A 26,404-nucleotide genomic window follows, 5' to 3' on the forward strand; every position below is an offset into this window, starting at 1 on the left:
ACAAAGTCGAATCCTGCTGAAACCGATTTCAATTGATAAAAAGATGAAACAGTAAAAAGCCCGCTCCAATAGGACGGGCTTGGCAACCGGTCAGATGGGCCGGTACGCACTGCAAAGAGCAAGTTTAGAAAATCGGAATCGAGTATTTATCGCCTTCCGTCGAATACAGGACAGCCTCTGCGCTGAACAGGTCGATCCGGACTGGAGGCTCCTTCATCGAGGACAACGTGATCTTGTTATTTTTCAATGCGGATAGCAGGGACGGTATCAGCTTCTGATCGGTTCCAAACAGATTCACCTGTACGACGTCATGATTGAAGAAGACATTCACACTGTTCATCAAACGTTCCCTCCCAAAGCTTAGAATAAATACAAGTTTTTCAATCGGAATAATCAATTTACAATAAATTTACCATTTGAAGATTAGATTGTCAATCCCGCTAACAGCCCTTCTGCGTATCACCAAGCTGCCGTGTTGCATCCCTGCATACTGAGATTTCGACAGTTCTTGTATCCACGGACTTACCTCACTTTCGCTCGGAATAGGCTATTCAGACCTAGCCTATTTCCTTTTCTTTTAAAAATTTTGGGTGTTTACGGTTTTTTTGTGTGACAAAATACCCTCTTATGATGGAAAATATAAGTATGATATACGAATTGGAGGAACGCAGATGGAGTTCTTTCGCAATGACAGCTTCTCCCTTCAGGGCAAAGGGGATCATGTATACATAACTGCCGTCGCTCCCGGCTTTCCGATCAAGGAGTTTGACCTACTGCTCAAACAGCATCCCCGGTTGCAGATGACGAGCTTTGCCGGGCTGCGGGACGCCCTGCTGCAGGCAACAGGAGCTCCCGTTCAAATCGGCGTGCTGAGGCCCTTGCTGGAAATTACAGTTAGCCGGGACTGGATGGAAGCCACGCTCAAGCTGAATATGACGGAAAGCGAGCTGCAGCTGCGGCGTACGAGCCTTGTCGACGAAGTAGCCGAAGCTCTCAAACAGCATGAGATTACGGAGGGCATCCTCTTCGATGCGCTGCGTGATCCGCCCGTCCAGCGCAGTATCGTGATTGCCCGGGGCATCGAGCCGGAGCCCGGCCGGGACGCCGTGCTGAGTTATTATAGCTTGTCCGAACGCAGACCAACGCTTCGGCAGGATGGGAGTGCCGACTACTACGAGCTGAGCTTCATCGATGAGGTGCAGCCCGGAGAATGGCTCGGCGAGAAGATCCCCCCGACAGACGGCAAGGACGGCCGCAATCTGAAGGGAGACCTTCTACCTGCCAGCAAGGGCATGGATCAACCGCTCCAGTATGACAAGCAGTTCATTACCGAAGAGTGGGAAGACGACCGGTTCGTGCTCCGCTCGCAGGTGATCGGATCGGTCTATAAAGTAGGGAAGCTAATTACCGTCGAGGAACTGCTGCTCATCCAGGGGGACGTAGGTCCCCAGACGGGAAATCTGGATTATGATGGCGCTATCCAGATTATGGGCACCGTGCTTGACGGCTACTCGGTGAAAGCGACCAAGGACATCAGTATTCTGGGCGAAAGCGGGATTGGGGCTGTCGGCCAAATCTTCTCGGAGTCCGGCGACATCTACATTAAGGGCGGCTGCTTCGGCAAGGAACGTGCTTCTCTCCGGGCAGCGCGCCATGTGTATATCAAGCATGCCAAGGATTGCAGTATCGAGGCCGGCGAGAGTATCCACATCGGGCTGTATGCGATCGGCTGTCAATTGAAGGCCAGACATATCGTGCTCGACAAGAAACGCGGCAAGCTGATCGGCGGGCATGTCCATGCGACGGTTCAGCTCACGACCGCTTATATCGGCAATGAATTCGAGCGGCCGACCAGGGTCGAGGTCGAAGGCTTCGACCGGAGTGATATCATCAGGCAGCTTGACCAAGTGCTGGCCGAATACAAGCGGCTGCTGCAGGAGCTTGAGCATTGCCGCCGGGAGATCGTTATGTATGAGGGCTATCTCGATCTGCTAAGCGACACCCAGCAGGAAGAATTCGCGGGATACAAAGAGAAGTACGAGGCTACCGCTTCCGCCTTGCTGGAGCTGGAGGAGCAGCGGGTCAAGCTGATGGCCTATATGAGCGCCAGAGGCGACGGGGAAGTCGCCGTCTTCCAGAAGGCCTATCCCAGAACGATGCTGCAGATCAAGGAACTCGAGAAGACGATCCTAAGTAGTACGGGGGGCTTTTTCTACGTGGATAAAAATAAATTCGTTCAGGAATAAGGAACAGCTTATAGAAGGAGGGCGTCCCGCCCATGGAACATCCGAGCATGTCGTACCGGTTTGAAGGACTCCTGCACGCAATCGAGTTTTTTACCCAGCGCTTCGATACGGAGCAGCTTTCCCAGTATTCCTTCGAATTCGTCAATGAAATTTTGACGCTGAACGCCTCCGCGCTCTTTATTCATGACGGCTACAAATTCGTGCTGAGGCAGAAGCGGCTCTACCCTCATATCCCGGCCGATTATGCGATTGCCGATACAGCAAGCATGAAGCAGCTCGCGCTGTTCCGGGGGCATACGATGACCCGGGGGTTCGAGCATTTCCTGGAACCCGGGGATATCGCCCGCCTCCAGGTCAAGTGGCTGATGCCCCTGATGATCAGCGACAAGCTGCACGGCTTCATCGTCTCGAACGGCAATATTGCGGATAACTTCTCCAGCAGCGATCTTGTCATGTCCAATACGCTGATGCGGCTGATCAACAACTCCCTCGAAAATAGCTTCCATCTGGCTCAGCTGCAAGCTTCCAACACGAAGCTCGATCAAAAAAACTTCAACCTATTCGCCATCAATCAGAGCACCAAGGTGCTGCTCTCCGAGATGTCCCTGTCCCGTCTGTACGCCATAGCCACCGATGTATTCAGCGAGGTCACCTCGAGTCAGGTGACGGCCTTCGGCATCGTCGATCCGCTGAGCGGCCGGCTTCAGATCACAGGCTTCCGCAATGTACTGGCCTATACGCAATATCACGGTGCCCTCGAGCTGAGGACAGCCGAATACGCCGGACCGATCGTCTTGCATATGGAGCGCGACCGCGACAGACTGGATGCGCTATTCGTCAACCCGGAGCAGCTGCGGGAGCTGGATGCGGAATATATTATCCTGATCCTCCAGCAACAGATCATGGGCATCGTGACGCTGAGCAAGCCCGTTAACGACGAGCGAAGCTATGACGACGCCACCTTCGAGCTGATCGAGTCGCTGGCGAACTCCAGCCTGATCGCACTCTCCAACGCCAACTTATTCGCCGAGGCCAACCGGCAGCGCACCAGCGCTGAGAAGAAGCTCAGACTGCTGCAGAATCTGAACCGGCTTGTCAGCAATGTCAATGAGTCAGGCACGCCCGAGGAGCTCTGCTATTTCACGGTCAAGACACTGCGCCTTGCCTTTGGCGTACGCCAGGCGCTCATCTGCCTGCGCCAAGGAGACGCCTACCTCGTAGCGGAGCAGATCGGCCTCTCTTGTAGGCCCGATACCCCGCCCATCGGCAGCTCCGCTCCCGGCGAAGCAAAGGGACGTCTCGTCATGCGGCTGGATGAGCTCCATCCCTCCCTACTCGACCGGCAGCTCCTGTGCGACTACACGAGCCGGGGAGCGGAGCGTATCTTGCCCCTGCATACAACCGATTGGCTCGATGCCGGCTCCGCCAACTGCTGTGTGATCGCTCCGCTGGCCGTCTCGAGCGAGCGTATCCGCCGGGAAGACCCTTACCCGTTGGGGTTTCTGATCGTACTGGAAACCGAAGGCAGCCTGCTCGAGGAGGAGACGCTGCTGCTCGATACCGTAGCCAAAAACATCTCGCCTATCCTGCATCAGATGCTGACCGTGCAAGCCGCACAAAAGCGGCTCAAGCGAGATGATCAGGCTGCGCTCCTGGAGGCGTTGGAGCAGCGAATAGTGGAATGGAGCTCGTATCAACTGGATTATTACGTGTTCTACAAGCCCTATCGCCAGTCGCCTTTTGCCCAGACCAGCCCGGTGGAGCACGAGCTCTCTATGCTGGGCCAGCAGGCTGGCGAAGACAACTTCGCAAGAGGCGGCAGAATGCCGGAGTTGTATGCCTTCGACGGGCATCTGTTCGCCATCACCTATGCACCAGTACTCGACGGCTCTTGGACTGAGATACCCGCCAAGCACAGGTTGGACGAGTTCCTGGCCTATCCCTATCCTCACTGTTAGGGATTACGATCCGCCTCCTTGGGGTAAGGTAAAGTATGGTTAACCCGTATTCCCATACTCTAGAAACCGAAGGAGTGGATTCTAATGAAAAAAGTCGCGTTCCTGCTAGCCGCCCAATTCGAGGATTCGGAGATGCAGAAGCCATATGAAGCGATCAAGGCGGCCGGTCATGAAGCCGTGATCATCGGGCTGAAGAAGGGTGAAGAGCTGACGGGCAAGCAAAAGCAGGCTACCTACCGGACAGATGCCTCTATCGATGAAGTTCAAGCCGACCAGTTCGACGCGGCCGTCATCCCCGGAGGTTCCTCTCCAGAGGGGCTCCGGCTGAACAACGGGATCCAGCAGTTCGTACAGCACCTGAACAAGCAGGACAAGCCGATCTCGGCCATCTGTCACGGACCGCAGATCTTGATCAGCGCAGGCATCGTCCAAGGCAGGACTGTCACCAGCTTTCCGGCGCTACAGGATGACTTGACCAACGCCGGAGCGACCTTCATCGACCAGGAGGTCGTAGTCGATGGGAACCTTATTACATCGCGCATGCCTTCCGATGAGCCCGCCTTCATCCGGGAGACCCTGAACAAGCTCGGTACACCCGTCGGACAGCGCTAATCGCTATGCGTCCTGTCCACGGGCAGGAACGCATCACACGGAATACTCCGGTCCGAGGAAGAGAAATAAAAAAAGGCCAAGGGCAAATTTCCTGCCCTTGGCCTTCTTGCCATTCTTTATTTCCATTCTTTACTTCTTCAGCCACAGAGCCGGCACGTTGGAAGGCTCCCAGCCTGCAATAGCGGTGTGGGCCTGGCGGCATTCATACGTGTCGCCATTGTAGGAGACAAGCGCTCCTACCGCATACGAGGTGCCTGCTGCCCAAGGCTGTGCGGAGGATGCGGCTGCCGTTGTTGCCGAGACCGCATTGCTGTCGCCGGATACGTTGCCTGCGGCATCGAAGGCACGAACCGTGAACGTGTACGTCGTATTGGCCGTCAGACCCGTTACTACATAGTCCAGCGTGGAGCCGGACACCGTCGTGACGAGCGTGGAGCCGCGGTATACGCGGTAGCCAGCTACGCCGACGTTATCCGTCGAAGCGCTCCACATCAGGGAAACGGACGAGGAAGTCGGCGTTCCCATCACATGCAGCCCAGTTGGAGCCGTAGGTGGTGTCGTGTCTGGCGTCGAGCCGGATGTCGTGAACGTTACCACATTGCTAGCTGGCGACGTATTGCCAGCGGCATCCACAGCATAGACACGGAATGTGTAGGAAGTGCTCGCTGCCAGACCACTTACCTGGTACGTCAAGGTCGAGCCGGATACGGTAGCAAACAGCGTCGAGCCGTTAAAAATCCGGTAGCCCGTCACCCCGACGTTATCGGTGGAAGCGCCCCAGGACAGCGTGGCTGTTGTTGAGGTGATATTGGACGCCGCCAAACCGGATGGAGCGGTAGGAGGCGTTTGATCCGGGCCGCTGCCGCCGCCAAAGTTTACATCAATGACATTATAGAACGCATTAGCGGTATCTGCGACTTCCCAGACCGCCAGAATGACCTGATATCCGGTTCTGGCTGGAACCTGGCATGTATCGGAATAGGTCGTAGGCGGCTTCACTCCGTTAAACGGGACGGAGCAGAACGGCGTCAGATCGAAGGAAGCCCGGCTCAGCGGAGCGTTCGGGTTCCAGTTTTGGTTCGTGATATAATACTTCCAGCTTGCCGTCGAATGGTTCGCGGTCAGCTTCCAAGTGAAGGTGTTGGTCCCCGCCGAAATATTCACTTTGCTCCAGCGGCTGGCGGACTGCTCATCGAGCTTAGGGAAAGCCCCTGCTGCGCTTGCAATCTTGCCGTCAGCCGGTCCTGCTGCCGGGAAGCCCTTGGGTGCTTCCAGACTTTGCGGCTCGTAGATGATAGCGCCGCAATCCGTATTCTGCCCTTGCTTACATAGAATCGCCCGGCTCCCTGGGGAGTCGACGTAGCCATGCCCCCAGGCCTTACCTGCAACGAGCAGCATGCACAGGACCATCAGCAGTATCATACCTCCGGCTGCAAGCAGCCTCCCGCGTGTCATGCGTACGGGTAAAAAAACATTCATCTTATCATTACCTCCTCATGGAATGAAATAAATAAAGACCTCGGTCACGACTGGCTTCACGACGACGAAGCGAGCATCTCCTCCTTTTCCCGATTCACGAAATTGCCTTGCTGCAGTCCTCCACAGCCCGATCTGCCTCCTTTCCCTGCCTTCGGATCATGTATATAAACTCCCAAGGAGTCTATACCCGGACAACTTCGCTTCCAAGCGCAACGATTTCTAAAAATCATTTATATTTCCTAAATTTTAGAATTAACTCCTTTATCATACATGGTTTATGAAAATTGCTCAAGACTAAATTCAAAAAATTGACAAATAAATCTTACATCCTACGGTAGGGATTTCTCCAACAAGATCGAAAAACACCGGGAATTGTCAAGCTAAATAAGACCAACGGTGAATAACGATAGACCGCGGACCTATCCCCGCTCCTCTACGCAAGCTATAGGACAATTGAATGGATCCTTGTGTGAATCTTAACAAAGGGGCGATTTTTTTACATTGGTTTAACATAAAATTGACGAAATTCTGTTTAAACTCGCATGGATGCCATATATGATGGTGTATCCGCCACTTCTCAGGAAGCGAGGCAGGAAACAAAACATGTCGACATGGTTTTGTCTTGATTTTCCACTTGCAGAGCAAGCTGCTCTAGGGTCCTGTGCAATGCTTAACGCCGGGAAAATATCTTTACATGAAATTAACTTAAAATTTACGAAATTCTGTTTATTCTCGCATGCGAGCGTTGTATGATGGTGTAATTTGTTTCTGCTCCTTCCTCATGATGTGAAGCGGGCAGGATACAAAACATGCCGGCATGGCCTTATCTATATTGTTAAAAAAAGGTATATAAGTATTATTAATTAAATTTCATTAATGAAAGGAGCTATCCATTTGCAGAGCAAGCAGATCTTCTTCTTCGATTTCGATGATACTCTCTACAGCCACACAACCAAAAGTGTACCCAAGAGCACACAATACGCCTTGAATAAGCTGCGTGCTCATGGCCACACCCTGGTGATCTCGACGGGCAGAGGGCCGGATTCGATGTCGTTTATTCAACAGCAAGTGGCAGTTCCGTGCGATATGATGGTCTTCCTCAACGGTCAGCTTATTTTTCGCAAGGGTCAAAAAGTGTTCGAGCGTTTCATCACGCTTCCTTCTATTCACTTCATCTTGGAGAAAATGCGGGCCCATGGCTTCGCCTACGGCGGATACTCGGCCCATGGTGAGATGGTGGATCACGTCAACGAGCGGGTCTCCGTTGTCTGGAACGATTTCCTTTGCACGCCGCCGCCGGTGATGGAGCGATTTGAGAGCAGCTATCCGTTGTATCAGGCTCATCTGTATATCACCAAGGAGGAAGCGGAACACGTCAAGGAGCATCTGGACGATTATTGGACGAACTGGTCTCACGAATACATGGTCAATCTGATCTCCAAGGAAGCGGGAAAATCCCAGGCTGTCCGCTGGTTTCTAGGGGAACTCGACATTCCGAAAGAACATTCGTTTGCGTTCGGGGACGGCTTTAACGATCAGGACATGCTAGTATCCGTGGGTCATGGCATCGCGATGGGCAACGCTTTGGACGAGCTGAAGCAGGTGGCCGAGCATGTAACCGGAAGAGCGGACGAGGATGGGATCCGGCAGGCGCTGGAGTTTTACGGCATCATCTGATTTTCTTCTTACTTTCAATAAAATGAATCGATTGGAATGTTGCACGATGGAGCTGTTTGTCGGATTAGATTTTCCGCCTGAAGTCATTCATGAGCTAGAACGCGTTCAACGAATGCTGCGTCTGCTCGACCCGTCGGCCCATTACGAACCGGCCGACAATTATCATCTGACCCTGCGCTACATCGGAGAAGCGTCGGATGATGAATCGATCGTCCAACGCTTGGAGCGGATCCGTGGCGAGAGGTTCCGGTTAACCCTCCAGGAGCTGGGAATATTCGAGAATGCCGACTGGAACGTGGTGTGGGTGAATGTCAGAGAGGAGCCTTGTTTGCTAGCCTTGAAGGATAAGATTGACCGCATGCTGACGGATGCAGGCGACCGGATCGAGCTCTATCCGTTCAATCCTCACATCTCACTGGCATACTATGGCCGTCCCGGCATCTCGGACGAATTCTCTACCTGCCCTGTCGCGCCGTTGCCTTTTGAAGTATCGAGCTTTCATCTATATGCGGTTGATCATTCTCCGGATGGTCCTCGCTTTCGTAAAGTAAGAGCATTCAAACTGACGTGAGGAGAGATAGCGCCTTGAGCACCAAAACCATCTTGATTATCGGGATTAATGACTTCCACGCGGAGCTCTTCGAGACCGGCTATGCGCTGGGCAGCGCTAAGCTTTGCACGCTGGTAGAGGAATGGAGATCGGGGACACCCGATACGATCGTCGTGTTCGGCGGAGATAATTATAGAGGGGATCCCGTGTCGGAAGAACTGTCGGGCGAGCCAGTTACAGAATTGATGAAGCAGCTGGGAGCGAAGGTTTCCGCGGTAGGAAACCATGAGTTCGATTACGGGCTAGATACAATGAGGGATTGGTCGCAGAAGGGGGAGTTTACCTTTGTAGCGGCGAATGTACGCGATCGGCGAAGCGGCCGTATAGCCGACGGCTTTCAGCCTTACGTCATCCTGGCGGCAGCCGGGGCGAACATTGCGTTTATCGGCTTGTCCACGATGGAGGATCTGAGCGGTCATCCCGGCCTCTCGCCGGATGATCGTTTCCTGGAAATTACGGATGGCGCCGTTGCAGCGAGGACATGGGTCGATTACCTGAACAGTGGCGCAGATCCGCGCGGTAAACCGGATGTGATCGTGGCTCTGACGCACTTCGGCCTGAAATATTCAGCCGACCGTACTGCCCTTGTCGGGGAAGAAGCGATGGAGCTGTGCCGACAGGTCCCGGAGCTGGCAGGCGTATTCACCGCGCATTGGCACCAGTTTATTAGCGCGGAGCTCCATCAGGTGCCCGTCGTTCAAGGGGGAAGCCATGGCCGGGGATTCGCCACGCTGACGATCGAACTCACGTCGGACAATCGGATGCTGAAGGTAACGCCTGGCTTTGTTGATGCCAGCAGCATCGTCTCCCAAGTTCCTCCGGACCCCAGCATGCAGGGCAAGCTGGACGATTACAAGCAGCGAACGATGCACACGCTTGACGCCGTGATCGGGCGGATAGAGGAAGAGATCATTCATAAATCTCCGATTACGGCCGAGGTTGATCTGGAGGGCACGCCGCTGACGAAACTCTCGACCCATGTGATGTGCGAAGCGACAAGCTGTCGGATTACCCTCATGTATTCGGGCCGTCTGGGTCCGGGTCTCCTGCCGGGAGCATTGACGGTATACCAGCTCCGCAAGCTATTCTACTTCAACGACGAGATTATCACGATGAAGCTGAAGGGAGCGGACCTGATCCGCAACGTGGAAAACGGGATCAGTACCTTAAGCGTCGAAAGGGCCTCGCCCATTGCGGCTCACGGGCTGCAAGTTACGGCCGACTACGGCAAGCCGTACGGAAGCCGGATCGAATCAATCGTGCTGGATAACGGAGAGCCCCTAGAGCCCGATCAATACTACGAAATAGCTGTCGATGAATTTCTCGCTTCCAGCAAGCTGGGATATGATTTCTCAGCAGGAATCGACCGAAAGCATACCGGCCAGTTTCTGCGCGACAGCGTGATTCAGACCATTAAGCTATGCGGAGGACTTGCCAACGAGCTTCCGGGAACGATCCAAGTCAAAAATAAAAGGAGATAACCCTGCACCATGATGAAACGCAAGTGGAATCCAGCGAAAGTGCGATATGACCATTCGGCGTATCTCTACCTTCTTCCGGTGTTTCTGTTATTGGGAGTCTTCACCGTTTATCCCGTCGTCAATACGCTCGTCACTTCGTTCAAGCTCGACTACCGGTTTCTGACGGGTGACTACGCGGGATGGAGCCTCACGAATTATGGGGACGTTATCCAAGATCCGATCTTCGGCAGAGCGCTAGTCAACACGCTGTTTATCGCCTTCGTGTGCGTTCCCTGCTCGATGCTCGTTTCTCTGTTACTGGCGCTTGGCCTCCATTCGATCAAGCGGCTGAAAGGCTTGTACCTGACGATCTTCTATCTTCCCCAGGTTACGAACGTGATCGCCGCGGGGATGGTTTTCGCCTATATTTTCAACACCCATTACGGATTGATGAACGTCGTTCTCGGGTGGTTCGGGATGGATCCCGTCTCCTGGATCAGCGGTGAAGGCATTCTCGGCTCGCCGCAATTATACAATGAAGCCTACATGCGGTGCCTGTTCGTTCTCTTTACCTATAGCCTATGGGATGGGCTGTCTCTGCATATCCTTCTCTTTCTGGTTGGGCTGCAGAACATTGACCGTTCCTATTACGAGGCTGCAAATCTGGACGGTGCATCCAAGTGGACCATTGTTCGCAAAATCACGCTGCCTCTGTTGTCACCTACGACGATCTTCGTATTCGTCACTTCCGTCATTTTCGCTTTCCGGGCGTACGCGAGCGTCATCGCTTTGTTTGGCTCCTCGTACGGACCTCCGGGAGACAACTCCAAGATGATGATCACGCTGGTCGGTTATATCATGGACGCGCTCGGCAATTACTTGAGGCCAGGGGCGGTAAGCAGCGCGAGCGCGGCAGCGGTCATCCTCGTGCTCATGGTCATGGTCGTCGTATATTTGCAATTAAAATGGACGAAGAAAAGGGTGTTCTATCAGTGAGGACGACATCGAGACTCCGTCAGGCTCTAATCAATCTGGTCCTAACCGCTTCGTCCTTGCTGGTGCTGGTACCCTTCTATTGGATGATCATCACTTCTCTGAAATCGTCGGCTGAGGTCGAGCAGGTTCCTCCTACGCTGATTCCGTCGGAATGGCGCTTTCATAACTACATGGATGCCGTTGTTCAAGCGCCTCTGCTCACTTATTTGCTGAACAACCTGCTGGTCGGAGTCGCGGTGGTGGCCGTCAATGCGGTCATTTCCATCTTAGCGGCTTTCGCCTTTGCCCGGCTCCGCTTCCGAGGGAAAAATGCGCTGTTTTTCATTGTGCTTGCAACCATGATGATTCCGCAGGAGATGCTGATCATCACCAACTTTCAGACGATCGCGCATTGGGGCTGGATGAATACGTGGCAGGCGCTTATCGTGCCGTATTGGGTCAATCCGTTCAATATTTATTTGCTGCGGCAAAACTTCTTGCAGGTTCCGGATGAGCTGTATCAGGCGGCCAAGGTGGATGGATTAAGTAATTTCGGCTTTTTGAGTAGAGTCATGTTGCCGCTGTCCCGTTCTGCCGTGACGTCGACGCTGATCTTTTCCATGATTCTCATCTGGCAGTCCTACGCGTGGCCTAATCTGGTCACAACCAAGGATAGCCTGAGGCTGGTCTCCAACGGTCTACAGAATGCCTATACCAGCAGCGTCGGGACCGTCGCGTACGAATTGCAGATGTCTGCTGCAACCATGGTAACGCTGCCCTTGGTGATCATGTTCCTGCTGCTGCGCAAACAGATTTTTACAGGGATGATCCATGGCGGCATCAAAGGATGATTCACAAAATGTTGATAAGGGAGAGATCCATCATGAGAAAAACAGTAGTGTCCGTCCCCGTTGCCCTTTCCTTGTTCTTGCTCGCAGCTTGCAGTGGCAATCAAACATCCGAGAGCAGCGGTGCAACCGCCTCGGTAACTCCCAAAGCGCTGGAGGCGGCCGTTCAAAGCGTACTGAATGATAAGAAGAAAGTGGAGATTTCATTCTGGACGGGAACCGGTGCAGCGAATCTGCCCGCGCTTCAGAAGATGGTTGACGCTTTCCAGGCCCAATATCCGAACATCAAGGTGGATTTCTCCAACCAGGGGGCAGTCGGTGAACTGACAACCAAGCTGACCCAAAATATCGTGTCCAAGTCGACGCCCACTTTGTCCAATATTGACGCCACTACCTTTCCCGAGTATATCAGCAGCCAGGCCATCGTGGACCTGATGCCGTATTATCAGCATAAGGACATCGGACTCGCAAACAGCAGCAACAATCCGTTTTCATCTTACATGGATGAAGTGAAGAGCTATGGACCGAGTGGAACGATGTATGGGTTCCCAACCAACAAGAAGTCGTCGGATGTACTCATTTACAACAAAACGTACTTCGACAGTAAAGGCTGGCAGGCTCCAAAAACATGGGATGAAGTCGTAAACTACGCTAAGAGCATCAAGGAGGAGACGGGCCAGCCCGGCTTCAGCTTTGACAATGCTTATGGCGACGCGCCCTTCAAGCTGCTCTCCCAGCAATGGGGCAGCCCTTACATCAAGGCGGACGGAACGATCGATATCGATAACGACGCAAGCCGATCGGCATTAGCCTTTTACAAGCAAAATATGGACAAGGGGTATTTTACGATGCCAGCCTTGCTGCCGGCTACAGGGGGCAAGAAGTATAGCAGCAACGCATTTATGAAGAAGGAAACGTATATGTTTATCGGAGCCTCCGCAGGCGTCCAGTTTGCGGTGCCCAAGCCGGCTGCCGGGCAGCAGGGCTTTGAGGTGGGCGTTGCGCCCGTGCCGCAGAAGGACCCTACCCAACCCGTGAGCTTCTCCAAGGGAGAGGATTATGTCATCTTCTCCAATGCCACGGAAGAACAACGGGTCGCCGCCTGGCTGCTGATTGCTTTCCTGACCGATGCGAAGCAAAATACCGATTGGCTCATCTCGACGGGCAATCTGCCCATCAGCCAGGCCATGCTGGACGAGCCGGCGTACAAACAATTTCTGGCGTCTAAGCCGAGCAGCGATCCTGCTTATTATCGGGCCATCGGGGTCCATGCTGTACTGGCGACCGGTAAGCTGAGCTTTAACAAGGTTATTCCACTGTCGAACAAGCTGGCGCAAGCGGTAGGTGAGATGTGGGAAGCGGACATGATCGGCGGCGGAGATATCAATCAGCAGCTGAAAACGGCCGTCACCAAGGTGAAATAGTCTGTGGTTCGAGCAGTAATGAACGTATGAGGAAACAATCGTTCAACATCAAGCGGCAGTCTAGGACATTAATCCATGACTGCCGTTGTTTTCGTTGGCTGGGCTCGCCAGCCTAATCGCTTGGTCTGCACGGTGCTCAGAGGGGGCGTTCCCTTGCTACAATCGGCAGCCTCCCCCATCGACCATCAGCGTTTGCCCCGTAATATAATCGGAATCCTGGCTGGCGAAGAATACAACCGCCCTACCTATATCCATTTCGACATCGCCTACCCGGCGCATTGGGATTTTAGACAAGGTTTCTTGGAAATGATCCGGCATATGTTCGGCCCACTGCTGAACGCCCGGCGAATTGGCAAACGGACAAATCACATTGACCTTGATTCCATAAGGACCCCATTCATTGGCCACCACACGCGACAGACCTCGGACAGCTTCCTTCGCAGCTGCATAAGCTGCCTGATTTAAGTCCCCGTTAATGCCTGCCCCGGATGCAAAGTTAATCACATGCCCTTTGGTTTCTTTGAGATAGGGCAAAGCATGCTGCATAAGGTAGAATGTTGGAAAAAAGCCCGTGTTAAATGGCAATTCCAAGTCTGCCTGCGTGGTTTCGTGAAAAGGTTTGACTCTCGAGGCCTGAGCGTTATTGACAAGGATATCGACCTGACCGAACGTATCTGCCGTTTGTCTGATTATAGCCGCATGTTTACTGAAATCTGCCAAATCCGCATGAATGAATAGGGATTTGGGCTGGATGCTCTGCAATTCTTCAAGGGCTTGACGGCCTGTCGCTTCATTGTAATCCACGATGACAACTTTCGCGCCTTCTTTGACAAAAGCCTTGGCAATTCCATTTCCGACACCTGACGCTCCACCTGTAATGATCGCTACCTTATTTTCTAGTTTTCTCATCCTCATCACCTCATACGTAGTGAATAGCTGCATGGCTTCGCTTCCATGGCAAGTTCAGTATATTCGATCCCATTAACCCGAAAAAGAAGCATTCAATTGTGAATTAACAACTAATACTTGTATAATAAATAGGGATAAGCCAGGAATCCGATATCCTACAGCCGAGGAGAGCGCAGCATGGAACTTCAGCAGCTAACCTATTTCGTCGAGGTAGCCAAACAGCTTCATTTCGGCCGTGCCGCCGAGAATCTTCATGTCTCCCAACAAACCATCAGCCATCAGATCGGGCAATTGGAAGCGGAGCTTGGGGTTCATTTGTTCAAGCGGACCACTCGCAAAGTTGAATTGACGCAGGCCGGTCTTGCTCTGCTGGAGGAGGTACAGTTAGCCTTCAAACATTTGCAGCGAGGCGTGCAGGAAGCGGTACGAGCCAAGGATGGTCATCGAGGCAGGTTGACCATCGGTTATTTCGGCATTCTGTTGTATAGCATCCTGCCGAGCGTCATCCGCCAATACCGCCAACGATTTCCCGATGTAGAAATCGTACTGCAGGAATGCTCCTCCCAGCAGATCGAGCAGAAATTGAACCAAGGGGAAATCGATTTGGGCTTCACCCTTAACATGGATGACAAGCATAGCGAGAGAAGCACGAACTGGCATACGTTCTCCACGGAATCCATTGTCATCGCCCTGCCTAAACAGCATCGTTTGTCCATGCATACGGAGCTTCACTTGTCCGACCTGGCGGAAGAGCCCTTCGTGATCATCAGTAGAACCGACTCTCCGTTTCTCTACGATCTTTTCGTGCTATCCTGCCGTCAGGCGGGATTTAGCCCGACGATCGTGCAGGAGGCAGCCAATGACCAGGCTGTCATCGGGCTTGCGGCGGCCGGGATCGGCATCGCCTTCGTTCTTGGCTGCATGAACAAGCTCTTTGAACAGGACATCACTTACATTCCATTAGTCAAGCCGAAGTTTGCTATGAATCTCGCGGTCTGTTGGCTCCGCAGCAATGAAACGACACAGGTCGAAGAGTTTGTGAAGATCGTGAAGAGCACGGGGTCTGCAGATCAAAATAACCGTCAGGGAAAATCGCCCTGACGGTCCTTCGTCATACCCCTATTTGACCTCTATGGCCTCGGCTAGCAGCATCAGGACGAGACCTTGCCCGTACAGTGTCGGATACTGCGGAATCGCATTATATGCCTCGATGCTCGGCATGACCGGCGTACCCCCAGATACACCGGTCACCTCTCCTGTCGGCAGCACGGTCTTGAGAACGCCCTCCAGCGCGCGGTCTGCTGCCTCTAGGTTTGCAGGGTCCAGCAGATTCAGTCTGACCGCCTTGCGGATGCCGCAGGCGATACCCGCGCTGCCAGACGTTTCCGGGTAGAAATCTTCCCGGTCCAGGACGGTCGGCCACAGGCCGTCGGCCCGCTGGTACCCGATGAGCCCCTGCATCAGCCGCACATACCTCGTGGTAATTGCCTCAGGAATCGTGGCTGTACCGGCCAGCTCCTCCAGAATCATCGGCGTCCCGACCGCGATCCAGGCATTGGCCCGCGTCCATCGCGCCGCGGACATATGGTTCTGCGCGATACAATTCCAGCCGTGGAACAGTACGCCGCTGGCCTCTTCCTGAAGCAGCTCCAGATGCAGCTCCAACTGGCGCAGCGCTTCCGAGATATAAGCCATGTCCCCTGTCAGACGCCCCATCCGGGCCATGAACAGCACCGCCATGAATACGGTATCGGCCCAGACCTGTTCCGGAAAGCTCGCGTTCTCCGTCACGGTATGCTCCCAAGCGCCCTCCCTCGTCCGAGGGGCCTCATGCAGCATCCAGTCGGCGATCCGCCTGGCCGTTTCCAGCAGGACAGAGTCCTGCGTCCGCCGGTACAGCTCGGGAAAGATCGCGAACGGAGCCATCGAATTGATCACCTTCTGGCGCTCGGCTTGATGCAGATTGTCCGCCGTCCAGCGGACCAGTCTATCCAGCACCTCCGGCTGCTCCAGCTTCTCATAATAAGACAGAATCGCAATGACTCCAACACCGGGCACCCAGTCCCAATGCCCGATATCCAGTCCCCAATTGCCCGTGTGATCGTCCAGCATATACGCATAGATGCGATCTGCCGTCTGCTTCAGCGCCTCGGCTAGTTCCAGCTTGACCATGAAGTCATCCTCCTTGTATTCCGTTGTACGGTTACTATACATGGAAGCGCTCCCGAAATCTTGGTCTTTCCGCCAAACCCATTGGGGAATCGTCTACAATCTGCTATACTTTCTCTACATGGGCGAAGCCCGAACCTCGGAGGCAGGAGGCGTTACCGATATGGAGCTTGAACCCCCGTCAGCCTGGGTGGATGAATGGACCAACCGTTTCCTGTCCGCCTTTCCCGTCAACTGCTCCTTCCGCACAGGCGTGCTGGATCAGAGACAGTTCCACTCACATAGCGGCTTCGAGCTCTATGTGTGCGTTCGAGGAAGCGGCAGCTATATAGCCGGCGACCGGGTGTACGACCTAAGCCCCGGCGCTCTGATCGTAGTCCGGCCCAAGGCGCTGCATATTTCGCGCCCCGATCCAGACCTTCCGTTCCACCGCTTCGTGCTGGCGGTCGAAGACAGCTACATGCACGAGCTGCAAGCTTCCGACGAAGCACTGAGTGCGTGGATGCGGCCTTGGCTCCCCGAGCCCGGACAGGACTCGCTGTACTCCCGCTTAGGTGCCCAGCAGCTGCTGGCGGTTCAGGAGACGTTAAGCCAACTGGAGCAGGAGCTGGCCCGTCGCGAGGCGGGGTATCCGCTGGCCGTCAAAAGCCTGGTGCTGCGGCTGTTCGCCGAGCTGAACCGCAACCGAGCGGAGCCACTCCAGACCAGTGCGGATGCTGAGGCCCATAAGCAGTTGATCGAGCGTATCCTTAGCTTTCTGATGGAGCACTACCAGGAGCCGCTCACAGCCGAGCGGCTGTGCAGGTATTTCAACCTGTCCCGCTCCTATCTCTTCCTGCTGTTCAAGCGTCATACGGGAGCGACGATCAACGAATTCGTCGTGACCTACCGCCTAAGCAAAGCCAAGGAGCTGCTGCAGACGACCGCGCTGCCTATTATCGAGGTGGCGGCAGCATCCGGCTTCAACGATATTTCGCATTTCTGCCATACGTTCAAGCGGGTTGCGGGGCTCACACCGAGCCAATATCGTGCCGTGCATGGATCATGCAGCGCCGGATGATACCGGCTGTCCCGTCATGAGCCTGCATCTTCGCTGGATAAGTAAAAAGAAACCCGCCTGACGGCGGGTTCCCGTTGCCCTGCGGCTGCTTGAGCCGGATTCGGGCGTAATGGTTATATTTAGAATGAAAACCATGAAACGATCAGAAACGTATGCTTGCTTCGGCTTAAGAGACGGTGGACACTCGCTTGGCCCCTACATACCGCTTGCCCCAATAGCCGCTGGTCAGGCTCGCGACGGACACGCCGACGGACGAGGCGGATGAGATAAATTGGCCATTCCCCAAATAAATCCCCACATGCGAGGTTTTATTTTTCTCGGCAAAGAAGACCAGATCGCCTTCCTGCAGATTCGTTACGCTTTGCCCCAGGTTGTCGTACATATCGACGGACGTTCTAGGCAGCGAGACGCCTTGCTTTTCAAAAACATAGTTCACAAACCCCGAGCAGTCAAAGCCGTTGGTCGATTCTCCGCCATACATGTAGGGGGTTCCCAGGTACTGATACGCGGTTTGTACGACAGACGGTACCGGCTTCGGCTTGTACCAGGCTGGTGCATGATACTGGCCGTCCTGGTTAATGATCGCGATGCGGTTGCTAGGGTCCCACTGGACACGGTATCCGAAGGTCTCGGATACGAATCTCAACGGAAGATAGACTCTGCCTTCGCTGAACTGGGGCGGCGCATCCATATCCACCGTTTTCCCGTTCACGACCGCTTGCTTGCTGCCGGTCTGCAGCTTGATCGATTGCTGATCACTGGTCAGCGTGACTTTGATGACATCGGCATCCTTGCTCCAATCCAGCTTGTACCCCAAATTTTCGACCAGCAGACGCATGGGAATCTGCAACGTATTGGCGGTGTCAATAAAGGGCTGCGCATCGGGAAACGAAACCAGACTGTCGTTCACCTGCACCTTGACTTCCGAAGAAGCGGCTTGGGCTGAATCGGCCCCAAAGCCCGATACGATGCCGACAGCTGTCAATGCGCATGAAAAAACAAGCGTTTTGCAAAAACGATTCAAACGTATTCCTCCTGTAGCCTTCGAGGTTAGTTGACGGATTCGGAAGAGGTTGCTCCCTAGTCCGCTTGCGCGGACATTCACCCCTAGGTAAATCATCCCCCGTACCAATTCTTCTGCTGAATTGGATTCGGCCATTGTATTGTCGCATTCAAGCAAGGCAGACACCTGCAAATAATCCGCTGTGCCACCTCATGGATTACCCATGCTTTCCCGGTTGCTCAAAAGGCTTATTCATGCTAGTCCTATTATAGGCAAGCTCCTGCAAAAGTTCAACTAAACCTCATCGGTACACGGCTTATGAGGATATCTTACGATTATTCAATTCTAAATTCGTCTTCGTGCCATCTCTAAAAAGGAACATCGACAACCTTTTTCCCCAATGGATGCTTAACGTTTCAATATAACGATAAGACAAGGTTGAAATGATCCACGAAATGACTAAAGTACCGACCCATATGAGCCATATCGGCATTTTTTCATGAAACAAGAAAAACAAACCGACTAATACAATCATGTGATACAGGTAAAAACTGTATGATATTTTGCCTAAGTGGTGGATTGGCTTTAACCTTAGAAAGGTTGAAAAGGATTTTGCCGTCAGTGCCAAGCAAATTAATATCCCCGCCCCCAATAGGGTTACCCAATCATTAATCACATCCAGGTGTATCCATTCCACTTCTTTAAAAAACCAATGTGGATACGTATATAATAAAATACCACCTACTGAAATCATTATTTTTTTCGTCGAAGTCAAGTTTTCAAAGAAATCAAGAATGAGTTTAAAATGTTTACCTATCAAGGCTCCGATTATAAACATGGGTATCCACTCTATCGTGTTCAGATAAGGGAGTAAAGAATTGAGCAGTTTAGGCAGAGTATCTATCTTGCTAACAATAACCATGATGTGGGATAGGAGAGAGAGTCCAAGGCCGATCAACACGTTTGTTTTCCAGTTTAATTTGAGAACGATGAGCATAATCAACGGAAATATGATGGAAACTCGCAACTCTTGAATCAAAGTCCAAATAACAGAATCAAAGGCAGCGATATCATATCTCCCGCCGCCAAATGTATAGCTAGGCAAGAAGAGTAAATGATTGATTAATAACTTAATACTTATTGGACTCTGCCAGTGCGCTGCAAACCAGTTGCTGAACCCCTCAATACGATGGGTTGGGATCAGCAGTCTTAATAGGATGGCAAAGATAATAGCTACGGCATAAGGCACGTATAATCGAAGTACACGTTTCGTAATAAAAACAGGCGTAGAAGGTGATTTGCCTGGGGTGACAAATGGAAATGACAAAACAAGCCCACTAAGCACAAAAAATAAGATCACCGCTTCGTGTCCAGATATCAAAATACTTAGTGGTGTAAATTTCAACAGATATGAAACAAAATCCCCCCGGATAGACGGATTATTGTACAAGACAAACATACCTAAACAATGAGCAAAAAAAACAGTCATTGCAGCTAACCCTCTTAATGAGTCTAATTCCTCATAGCGTTTCAAAAAGTCGCACCTCCAGCTTCATCTTTTGATACGAATTGTATCACAACGAATAGGTCTATAGCAATAATTGTCAGAAAAAAATCAAACCCAAGCAGCTTGAATTCAGTCGCTTGGGTCCGTAAGACTCATATTAATTGAAGTTACAACCGTTATCGCCCTGATCCCAAGGCTTCACCTTTGCCACTGAGGACTTCTCTCAGCTCTGCCGTACTGTGAACCATATAGGTGGGTTCAACCGGCTGCAGTTCCTCCAGAGACCCGTACCCGTACATAACGGCGATCGAGTGAATACCTGTGTTGTTGGCCCCGATGATGTCATGCTTGCGGTCTCCGACCATCACTACATCCTGCTTGTCTACCCCGCTCAGCTGCCCTAGCACATAGGCAATGACTTCGGTCTTGGAGGCTCGTGTGCCATCCAGATTGCTGCCTGCGATCAGCTCGAAATACGGGTCCAATTCGAAGTAACGCAGGATTTGTTCGGCGAATGGCGTAGGCTTGGAGGTAGCGACGATGAGCCGCTTGTTCTGCTCCTTGAGCTCCGCCAGCAGCTCACGAATCTGTGGGTACACCTCATTCTCAAACATGCCGACGGACTTGAATCTCTCCCGATAATAGCCGATGGCCTGGCTAACTTCTTCCTCGGAAAACCCATAGATGGAGGAAAAAGTTTCCTGAAGCGGGGGCCCGATAAAAGGCTCCAGCTTGTCCAAATCCCGCTCCGGCCGGCCCAGCTTGTCCAGTGCGTACTGGACACACCTCGTAATGCCAAGCTTGGAATCCGTTAACGTGCCGTCCAGGTCAAACAGAATGACTGAATAGTTGTTCATCGTGATCTCTCCTCGCCCAAGGGAATCCTCTGCGCCCTCGTCTAATGCAATCCACCAGAGGGATGTCTGCTGTCCTCGAAGATTATAGCACAATGGCACTCAGGGTAAAGCCCCTAGCAGTACAGAAGCAAGGAGCAGCGCTTCAACCCTCGGCTTCTATGCGCCCCGCTTCTTCAGCCAGTCCCAGCCTTCGCAACTCGGCGACAACCATCGTCCGCACTTCCCGCTCTTCAGACAACACCATATGCATCTGAATATCCCGGAATAAAGCCAGCTTGGATGCTCTAGAGGCCTCTGCCAGATAACGCTTGAGTGCGTCCGGCTCCAGCGTCTTATCCTTACGGATCGGCAGAACAGCAGATTCGTGACCAGCCTCCAAAGGCTCCGTTACGCCCAGTCCATCCTGAGTCTGAACCGTAATCCTCGCAAGCCGCTCTTCCCGAACCGTCTCCAGATAACCGAACGGATGAACGATCTCAGGCAGCTCGATTCGTTTCAAGAGCAGGCTCACCGCTTCCTGCCTGCTGCGCAGCTCTTCCTCAGACGGCTGGTAAGGCGAGGCGGCCGCCTCCTCTGCGAATTGCCGCTTGGCTTCCAGATAAGACGGCTCATCCTGGAAATGATTGATGGTCAGATCAGCGTCCGTCAGGTTTAACCGTAGAAATTCTCTCAGGTTACGCGCCACCAGCCAGACAGGCCGGTCAAAGTCCATCGGAGATACGCAGACGACCGGTGCTTCTTCCAGGTCCGCTACCGTCCCGTAGTCTGTCAGGAATCCATAATGAATCCCGTCCATGCCGGTTGTGCCAAACACCACGACATCGCTGGGTGTATTGAAATATCTCGAATCTCCCTCCACGAGGTAAAAATGAAGAGCGTCATACAGCTGTTCCGTACCGCCTAGCTCCTGCTGCACATCATTCAGCTTACGCAAGGTTGGAGGCAGCTCGTACTTGCCGAAATTCACGCGCTCCCTCTGTTCGTCTGTCCATTCCAGCAGCTCCGTCTGCTTGCTTTCTTGTGTCTGTGACATAGACGTAACCTCCGATTGAGAAGAATCGTTCGATACGGATATAAAGTGAACGACCGCTGCTGCGATCACCAGCCATTTTAACGTTGAGAGCATGCAATGAAGACCTCCTCCGACATGGTCAACCTAGACAGATTCCATTCTCTTCCGTTCATCCCCGTCTCAGGATGGCCCGGTACACAAACTTCGGCAGCGCCGACTGGCGGCGCCAGCGGGATTTTTGCCCTTTGGCCGCAGGAACGGTGAGCAGCCGGTGCAGCCATTCCAGGTTAAGACGCTTCCAGATGGCCGGGGTCGGCTTAACCTTGCCGGCGATCACATCCAGACTTCCGCCGACGCCAAAGACTACCCGGACGGAAGCGAGCTCCGCTTTGTGCTTGTAGATCCATTTATCCGAATACGGCGCACCCATCGCTACGATCAGAATGTCCGGCTGGACTTGCCGGATCTCCGCGAGGATACCGCTCTCCTCCTCCGCGCCGAAGAAACCATGATGCCTTCCCGCGATGCTGACCTTCGGGTACAGCTCCGCAATCCTGCCCGCCGCTCTGGCGTTCGTCTCTTCATCTGTTCCGAGGAAGTAGAAGCTCCAGCCGAGCCGGTTCCCCTGGTCCAGCAGACGGAGAAGCAGATCGTACCCCGTCACACGCTCCGGCACCGGTTCGCCTTGTCTGCGGGAGGCCAACACGATCCCGATCCCGTCCGGTGTAATCAGATCGGCCTCGCTTACGATTTGCCGCAGCAGTTCATCGGACTGGCTGGCGATCGTAATCTCCGGGTTAGCTGTAATCAGGTGGAATAGCCCGGACGATGGTCCAGCGATATGCCCCGCCAGACGATGCGTCGTCTGATCTAGCGTCAGCTTGGAGAAGGGAATGCCCAGGATAGAGACGGATTCGGTCATCAATAATCACCTTTCGACAGAAAAATTCATGATTACGAAGATATTACCATATTCCTACTGTTGTATCTATACGAAAGCCCTGAGCCTATTCATAGACAGACTTGCAGGCACGTTCGGGCAGCAGCCCAAAGACGAACACAGCTTTAGCCGGTTCGTCCTTGTTCAAGCCTATGCACGGCCAAGCCTAGCCGTTCCGATCGAGTGAGGGGCTTTTACAGAGATGTACCATTGGATCCCATGCGTCAGGTCGAGGAGACTCACATAATAGCCGTGCCCGGCTCCGGTATCGATGCCAAGCTTGCCATTGCCGAGCCAGACGCGCTCCGGACTGAGACCGAACCGGAAGGTTGAGGTGTGGCCGAAAATGACGATCCTCCCCGATTCAGGCGGACTTCCGTGAAACTCTTCCCGAATCTCCGTCAAGTCCTCCGGCGTCTGCCGGTCCATCGGGACTCCTGGACGCACACCCGCATGAACGAACAAAAATCCGTCATGCTCCGCCCATAGCGGAAGCTTGCTCAGAAACTCGCCGTCCCCGTCTTCCCATTCGGCACACGACTGTACATCCGGAGGAAGAGAACGCAGCCATTTGCGCTCATTGTTGCCCTGGAGCGCGACCGCTCCTTCTTCCGTCAGCTTGCGGACCAGCTTGAGCGTGCCCAGTGAGTCCGGTCCCTTATTGACATAATCCCCAAGTAAAAACAAACGGTCGCAGCCCGCGTCATAGCCCGCATGCTCCAGCAGCTTTTCCAGCAGATGGCCGTATCCATGGATGTCTGTCACGGCCAGCACCCTATTCATCCGATGCGCCGGTGCTTCCTCCATAGATCATCGTCCGCTCTGGAGGAAGATACAGGCTCAATAAAGCCCCCGGCTCCACCCTCCTCTCACCGAACGCATGCAGCACTTGCTTGTCCGCCGTCTCGGTGATCAGCCTCCAGCGTTCTCCCTCGTAAATCGACTGCCGAACTGTAACCTCTAGCTGATTGGCTTCTCCATCCGCGGTCCGCTCGCGAATCCGAATGGATTCGGGATGCAGCATAAGCACCGCCGTCTGTCCGACCGCCCCGGGCGTCATCCATTGCCCGGCGATCCTGGTATCCCCCAGCAGCGCCAGACTTGTCTGCCCGCTGATCAGGCTGCCCTCCAGCCGGTTGTGATAACCCATCAGCCGGGCCACCCAAGGTGTAGCCGGACGCTCGAACAGCTCCTGGGGAGGTGCGAGCTGGTCGATCTTGCCATCCCGAAGCACCAGAATGCGATCCGCCAGCGTAAAGGCCTCCATCGTATCATGCGTAACATAGAGCGTCGCGATGGACAAAGTGCCCAGAAGATGAGCAAGCTCATTGCGCATATCCGTTCTTAGCTTGACATCCAGATTGGACAAGGGCTCATCCATCAGCAGCACCTGCGGCTCTGTGGCAAGCGCTCTGGCGATGCCCACACGCTGCTGCTGCCCGCCTGACAATTGAGTCGGCAGCCGGTCGAGCAGGCCGTCCAACTGGAGCAGCGCCTGCAGCTTGCCCAGACGTTCCTTTCGCTCCCCGGGAGCGGTCTTCCGGCGTTTCATCCCGTATTCGATATTTTCCCGGACCGTCATATGAGGCCAAAGCGCGTAATCCTGAAAAACCATATTGATGGGCCGCTTCTCTGGCGGAACGTACTGCCCGCCGTTCTCTACCGTCCGCCCGGCCATCTCTACCTCTCCCCCATCGGCCCGCAGCAGCCCCGCGACGATCTGCAGCAGCGTGGATTTGCCGCAGCCTGACGGGCCGAGAATACATATCCGCTCGCCTTCCTTCAGGTCGAAGGAAATCGGGTGGAGCACCTGCTGATTTCCGAAGGCCTTGGAAATATCCTTCAGCCGCAACACAAAACTCAAGATGACAACCTCCCTGAATGATCTCTATGCTTTAGTCTTTATTTTGATATGAAAAAGCCCTGTGCAGCCAAGCTAGCTGCGTCTGCCGTCGATCCGGCGGAAGATCCACCCGACCAGCGCCTGCAGAGCTAGGATCAGCACGACGACCATGCCCCCACTGACCACCGTAGCGGCTGTTGCATACCCGTAGCGGCCAAATTCAAAAGCCCGGTCGATTACGAGAGGCATCAGCACAAAATTCGGGGGCTGCAGCATGGAGGCGAGCGCCAGGTCGAAGACGCTGGTACCCAGAGCCGTCAATGTCGCGAGCAGCAGCGACTGGCGGACGAGCGGCAGTACAATTTCTCTCATCCGGTCGAATACCCCGGCTCCTTGAATCGCCGCCGCCTTCAGCATAGAAGCGGACAGTGACGAGAAGGAACCGAGCTGTACCCGCACCGCATACGGAATGGCACCGGCGACGGCGGCGAGCACCAGCAGCGATGGCGAACCGTACAGATGCAGGCCCAAGGGCTCCAGCCATTTCTGATTCCAGATGAAGATATAGCCGATACCGAGCACCACGCCCCGCACAGCCAGCGAGACGATGGAAAACAACTGAAGCGCCGACTTGAAGCGGGATTCAGTGAATGACAGCACATACGCCACGATGAAGCCGATAATCATGCTGAGGACTGCGGCAATCAGGGCAATCGCGAGCGAATGCAGCAGCCCTTCCTTATAGCCCAGCAGCCGGTGATCTCCACCGCTTTGCCCGAACAGCGCGGCATAATGGCTCAGCGTCAGATTGGCCACGGATAAGCCTTCTCCCGCCTGCTTCATCAAGGAGACGAGGACACTCGTGCCGATGGGAATGCCGAGGCAAATCAGCAGGAATAGCCCGATGACGATATTGAGCAGCCAGGCGTGACGCGGTTTGCTTTTCACCTTTCTCACCGCCCGGGCATTCAGGAAGTCAAAACGTGAGCGGCGCATTGCCAGCATCAGCAAGCCCATCGCCACCGTCAGGATCAGCACCAGGTAGAACGCCAGTACCCCGGCCATATCGAACCGTACAGGCGACTGATAGATCGCCGAATAGATCGAATAGGTCAAGGTCGGGAATTTGTACACGGTAGATAGAGCCGCAGGCAGGCCGAAATCACCGACGGTATCCATGAAGACGAGTGTCCAGCCCGCCAGGAAGGAAGGCGCGGACAGCGGCAGCTGCACTGTCCTCCATACCGTGAAGGGACTCGCTCCGCAGAGCTGCGCGGCTTGGCCGAACTGGCGGACATTCCATTCCGTCGCTGCCACAATAGCCAGATAAGCGAGCGGGAATTTGCTGAGCGCCATAATCATCACTAGACCCGACGGCTGGAAGACGGCGGCGGTCAGCCATTCCCAGCCGAGCCACTGGCTCATCAGGCCGTCCCGGCTGGCGAACAGTACCCAGCCCTGGGCCAGCATGAAGGAAGGCACGATCAGCAGCACCCAGGCAGCCGCGTCAAGCAGCCGCCCAATGGCAAAATCCCACTGGGCCCGGATCATCGCCAGAGCGCCGCCGAATATGGTGCCTAGCGTAGCCACGCCCAGTGCCAGCGAGACGGAGTTCCACAGGGACTGGCGCCATAGGGGGCGTACGAAAATATCGCCCAGCAGACCGAGTCCCTGCAGCTCGATCCGCCCGAAGAATACGCCGGGCAGCGCTACATTAACCAGTACCGCCAACAGCGGCAAAAAAATCAAGATAAAAAGGAGAAGGGTAACCCCCCCTCCCCAGCGAGCTTCCGATGTGATCATGTAAAGTTCCTC

General features: G+C 53.9%; 23 protein-coding genes and 1 riboswitch. Of the genes, 11 read left to right on the forward strand and 12 right to left on the reverse strand.

Going from position 1 to position 26,404, the window contains the following annotated elements; all coding sequences use genetic code 11:
• Nucleotides 1-124: 124 nt before the first annotated feature.
• Entirely contained in the window at nucleotides 125-340 is a 216-nt protein-coding gene (locus WMW72_RS09710) for a hypothetical protein (protein WP_341415247.1), read from the reverse strand.
• A 331-nt stretch (nucleotides 341-671) separates the two neighbouring features.
• Between WMW72_RS09710 and WMW72_RS09715 the strand changes: the two genes are divergently transcribed.
• From WMW72_RS09715 to WMW72_RS09725, 3 genes are all read left to right on the forward strand, one after another.
• Complete coding sequence (locus WMW72_RS09715) at nucleotides 672-2,246, forward strand: DUF342 domain-containing protein (RefSeq protein ID WP_341415248.1); 1,575 nt, start codon at nucleotides 672-674, stop codon at nucleotides 2,244-2,246.
• Nucleotides 2,247-2,278: 32 nt separating this feature from the next.
• Nucleotides 2,279-4,204: a GAF domain-containing protein gene (locus WMW72_RS09720; RefSeq protein WP_341415249.1), complete on the forward strand. Its 1,926-nt coding sequence runs from the start codon at nucleotides 2,279-2,281 to the stop codon at nucleotides 4,202-4,204.
• 84 nt (nucleotides 4,205-4,288) lie between these two features.
• Nucleotides 4,289-4,816: a type 1 glutamine amidotransferase domain-containing protein gene (locus WMW72_RS09725; RefSeq protein ID WP_341415250.1), complete on the forward strand. Its 528-nt coding sequence runs from the start codon at nucleotides 4,289-4,291 to the stop codon at nucleotides 4,814-4,816.
• Nucleotides 4,817-4,945: 129 nt separating this feature from the next.
• Here WMW72_RS09725 and WMW72_RS09730 read toward each other — a convergent pair whose 3' ends face one another.
• A complete protein-coding gene (locus WMW72_RS09730; protein ID WP_341415251.1) occupies nucleotides 4,946-6,295 on the reverse strand; it encodes a lytic polysaccharide monooxygenase in 1,350 nt (449 codons plus the stop codon).
• A gap of 894 nt (nucleotides 6,296-7,189) precedes the next feature.
• Here WMW72_RS09730 and WMW72_RS09735 point away from each other — a divergent pair.
• From WMW72_RS09735 to WMW72_RS09760, 6 genes are read left to right on the forward strand one after another with little or no spacing between them, the layout of a single operon-like run.
• Nucleotides 7,190-7,972 (forward strand): HAD family hydrolase, encoded by a 783-nt coding sequence (locus tag WMW72_RS09735; protein ID WP_341415252.1) that lies wholly within the window; start codon nucleotides 7,190-7,192, stop codon nucleotides 7,970-7,972.
• Nucleotides 7,973-7,994: 22 nt separating this feature from the next.
• A complete protein-coding gene (gene thpR / locus WMW72_RS09740) occupies nucleotides 7,995-8,543 on the forward strand; it encodes an RNA 2',3'-cyclic phosphodiesterase (protein WP_341415253.1) in 549 nt (182 codons plus the stop codon).
• Between the two features lie 14 nt (nucleotides 8,544-8,557).
• Nucleotides 8,558-10,063 carry a bifunctional metallophosphatase/5'-nucleotidase gene (locus tag WMW72_RS09745; RefSeq protein WP_341415254.1) on the forward strand — a complete coding sequence of 502 codons (1,506 nt, stop codon included), beginning with the start codon at nucleotides 8,558-8,560 and terminating at the stop codon, nucleotides 10,061-10,063.
• Nucleotides 10,064-10,072: 9 nt separating this feature from the next.
• Nucleotides 10,073-11,038 (forward strand): carbohydrate ABC transporter permease, encoded by a 966-nt coding sequence (locus tag WMW72_RS09750; RefSeq protein ID WP_341415255.1) that lies wholly within the window; start codon nucleotides 10,073-10,075, stop codon nucleotides 11,036-11,038.
• Nucleotides 11,035-11,868 carry a carbohydrate ABC transporter permease gene (locus tag WMW72_RS09755; RefSeq protein ID WP_341415256.1) on the forward strand — a complete coding sequence of 278 codons (834 nt, stop codon included), beginning with the start codon at nucleotides 11,035-11,037 and terminating at the stop codon, nucleotides 11,866-11,868. Before WMW72_RS09750 ends, WMW72_RS09755 begins: the two co-directional genes overlap by 4 nt.
• A 32-nt stretch (nucleotides 11,869-11,900) precedes the next feature.
• The gene (locus tag WMW72_RS09760; protein ID WP_341415257.1) at nucleotides 11,901-13,289 is read left to right on the forward strand and encodes an extracellular solute-binding protein; all 1,389 of its coding nucleotides are present in this window, start codon (nucleotides 11,901-11,903) and stop codon (nucleotides 13,287-13,289) included.
• 156 nt (nucleotides 13,290-13,445) lie between these two features.
• On the opposite strand, the gene WMW72_RS09765 is transcribed toward WMW72_RS09760, so the two are convergent.
• Nucleotides 13,446-14,198, reverse strand: a complete 753-nt coding sequence (locus WMW72_RS09765) for an SDR family NAD(P)-dependent oxidoreductase (protein WP_341415258.1) — start codon at nucleotides 14,196-14,198, stop codon at nucleotides 13,446-13,448.
• Between the two features lie 177 nt (nucleotides 14,199-14,375).
• On the opposite strand from WMW72_RS09765, the gene WMW72_RS09770 reads away from it, so the two are divergent.
• Complete coding sequence (locus tag WMW72_RS09770; protein WP_341415259.1) at nucleotides 14,376-15,299, forward strand: LysR family transcriptional regulator; 924 nt, start codon at nucleotides 14,376-14,378, stop codon at nucleotides 15,297-15,299.
• A gap of 18 nt (nucleotides 15,300-15,317) precedes the next feature.
• On the opposite strand, the gene WMW72_RS09775 is transcribed toward WMW72_RS09770, so the two are convergent.
• Complete coding sequence (locus WMW72_RS09775; protein WP_341415260.1) at nucleotides 15,318-16,370, reverse strand: glycoside hydrolase family 88/105 protein; 1,053 nt, start codon at nucleotides 16,368-16,370, stop codon at nucleotides 15,318-15,320.
• A gap of 160 nt (nucleotides 16,371-16,530) precedes the next feature.
• On the opposite strand from WMW72_RS09775, the gene WMW72_RS09780 reads away from it, so the two are divergent.
• A complete protein-coding gene (locus WMW72_RS09780; protein WP_341415261.1) occupies nucleotides 16,531-17,427 on the forward strand; it encodes a helix-turn-helix domain-containing protein in 897 nt (298 codons plus the stop codon).
• Between the two features lie 166 nt (nucleotides 17,428-17,593).
• Here the strand turns inward: WMW72_RS09780 and WMW72_RS09785 are convergent, their stop codons facing one another.
• The 8 genes from WMW72_RS09785 to WMW72_RS09820 all read right to left on the reverse strand — a co-directional run bounded on the left by WMW72_RS09785 (nucleotide 17,594) and on the right by WMW72_RS09820 (nucleotide 26,392).
• Entirely contained in the window at nucleotides 17,594-18,451 is an 858-nt protein-coding gene (locus WMW72_RS09785) for a C40 family peptidase (protein ID WP_341415262.1), read from the reverse strand.
• Nucleotides 18,452-18,594: riboswitch (cyclic di-AMP (ydaO/yuaA leader) on the reverse strand. It lies immediately after the preceding gene.
• Between the two features lie 152 nt (nucleotides 18,595-18,746).
• Nucleotides 18,747-19,964 carry an acyltransferase family protein gene (locus WMW72_RS09790; RefSeq protein WP_341415263.1) on the reverse strand — a complete coding sequence of 406 codons (1,218 nt, stop codon included), beginning with the start codon at nucleotides 19,962-19,964 and terminating at the stop codon, nucleotides 18,747-18,749.
• A 149-nt stretch (nucleotides 19,965-20,113) separates the two neighbouring features.
• On the reverse strand, nucleotides 20,114-20,794 hold the full coding sequence (locus tag WMW72_RS09795; protein ID WP_341415264.1) for an HAD family hydrolase: 681 nt from the start codon (nucleotides 20,792-20,794) through the stop codon (nucleotides 20,114-20,116).
• A 142-nt stretch (nucleotides 20,795-20,936) separates the two neighbouring features.
• Nucleotides 20,937-21,920 carry a hypothetical protein gene (locus WMW72_RS09800; RefSeq protein WP_341415265.1) on the reverse strand — a complete coding sequence of 328 codons (984 nt, stop codon included), beginning with the start codon at nucleotides 21,918-21,920 and terminating at the stop codon, nucleotides 20,937-20,939.
• A 55-nt stretch (nucleotides 21,921-21,975) separates the two neighbouring features.
• Nucleotides 21,976-22,728 carry a WecB/TagA/CpsF family glycosyltransferase gene (locus tag WMW72_RS09805; RefSeq protein WP_341415266.1) on the reverse strand — a complete coding sequence of 251 codons (753 nt, stop codon included), beginning with the start codon at nucleotides 22,726-22,728 and terminating at the stop codon, nucleotides 21,976-21,978.
• A gap of 168 nt (nucleotides 22,729-22,896) precedes the next feature.
• Nucleotides 22,897-23,529, reverse strand: a complete 633-nt coding sequence (locus tag WMW72_RS09810; protein ID WP_341415267.1) for a metallophosphoesterase family protein — start codon at nucleotides 23,527-23,529, stop codon at nucleotides 22,897-22,899.
• The gene (locus tag WMW72_RS09815; protein WP_341415466.1) at nucleotides 23,522-24,601 is read right to left on the reverse strand and encodes an ABC transporter ATP-binding protein; all 1,080 of its coding nucleotides are present in this window, start codon (nucleotides 24,599-24,601) and stop codon (nucleotides 23,522-23,524) included. Before WMW72_RS09815 ends, WMW72_RS09810 begins: the two co-directional genes overlap by 8 nt.
• 81 nt (nucleotides 24,602-24,682) lie before the next feature.
• Complete coding sequence (locus WMW72_RS09820) at nucleotides 24,683-26,392, reverse strand: ABC transporter permease (RefSeq protein WP_341415268.1); 1,710 nt, start codon at nucleotides 26,390-26,392, stop codon at nucleotides 24,683-24,685.
• Nucleotides 26,393-26,404 lie beyond the last annotated feature (12 nt).

The organism is Paenibacillus filicis (assembly GCF_038070315.1).
Classification (GTDB): Bacteria; Bacillota; Bacilli; order Paenibacillales; family NBRC-103111; genus Paenibacillus_G; species Paenibacillus_G filicis.

What these genes read in the sequence shown, in the direction of transcription:
- WMW72_RS09710 (WP_341415247.1), bottom strand. Translation starts at nt 340, where the DNA reads ATGAACAGTGTGAATGTCTTCTTCAATCATGACGTCGTACAGGTGAAT.
- WMW72_RS09715 (WP_341415248.1), top strand. Translation starts at nt 672, where the DNA reads ATGGAGTTCTTTCGCAATGACAGCTTCTCCCTTCAGGGCAAAGGGGAT.
- WMW72_RS09720 (WP_341415249.1), top strand. Translation starts at nt 2,279, where the DNA reads ATGGAACATCCGAGCATGTCGTACCGGTTTGAAGGACTCCTGCACGCA.
- WMW72_RS09725 (WP_341415250.1), top strand. Translation starts at nt 4,289, where the DNA reads ATGAAAAAAGTCGCGTTCCTGCTAGCCGCCCAATTCGAGGATTCGGAG.
- WMW72_RS09730 (WP_341415251.1), bottom strand. Translation starts at nt 6,295, where the DNA reads ATGAATGTTTTTTTACCCGTACGCATGACACGCGGGAGGCTGCTTGCA.
- thpR (WP_341415253.1), top strand. Translation starts at nt 7,995, where the DNA reads ATGAATCGATTGGAATGTTGCACGATGGAGCTGTTTGTCGGATTAGAT.
- WMW72_RS09750 (WP_341415255.1), top strand. Translation starts at nt 10,073, where the DNA reads ATGATGAAACGCAAGTGGAATCCAGCGAAAGTGCGATATGACCATTCG.
- WMW72_RS09760 (WP_341415257.1), top strand. Translation starts at nt 11,901, where the DNA reads ATGAGAAAAACAGTAGTGTCCGTCCCCGTTGCCCTTTCCTTGTTCTTG.
- WMW72_RS09765 (WP_341415258.1), bottom strand. Translation starts at nt 14,198, where the DNA reads ATGAGAAAACTAGAAAATAAGGTAGCGATCATTACAGGTGGAGCGTCA.
- WMW72_RS09770 (WP_341415259.1), top strand. Translation starts at nt 14,376, where the DNA reads ATGGAACTTCAGCAGCTAACCTATTTCGTCGAGGTAGCCAAACAGCTT.
- WMW72_RS09775 (WP_341415260.1), bottom strand. Translation starts at nt 16,370, where the DNA reads ATGGTCAAGCTGGAACTAGCCGAGGCGCTGAAGCAGACGGCAGATCGC.
- WMW72_RS09780 (WP_341415261.1), top strand. Translation starts at nt 16,531, where the DNA reads ATGGAGCTTGAACCCCCGTCAGCCTGGGTGGATGAATGGACCAACCGT.
- WMW72_RS09795 (WP_341415264.1), bottom strand. Translation starts at nt 20,794, where the DNA reads ATGAACAACTATTCAGTCATTCTGTTTGACCTGGACGGCACGTTAACG.
- WMW72_RS09800 (WP_341415265.1), bottom strand. Translation starts at nt 21,920, where the DNA reads ATGCTCTCAACGTTAAAATGGCTGGTGATCGCAGCAGCGGTCGTTCAC.
- WMW72_RS09805 (WP_341415266.1), bottom strand. Translation starts at nt 22,728, where the DNA reads ATGACCGAATCCGTCTCTATCCTGGGCATTCCCTTCTCCAAGCTGACG.
- WMW72_RS09810 (WP_341415267.1), bottom strand. Translation starts at nt 23,529, where the DNA reads ATGAATAGGGTGCTGGCCGTGACAGACATCCATGGATACGGCCATCTG.
- WMW72_RS09820 (WP_341415268.1), bottom strand. Translation starts at nt 26,392, where the DNA reads ATGATCACATCGGAAGCTCGCTGGGGAGGGGGGGTTACCCTTCTCCTT.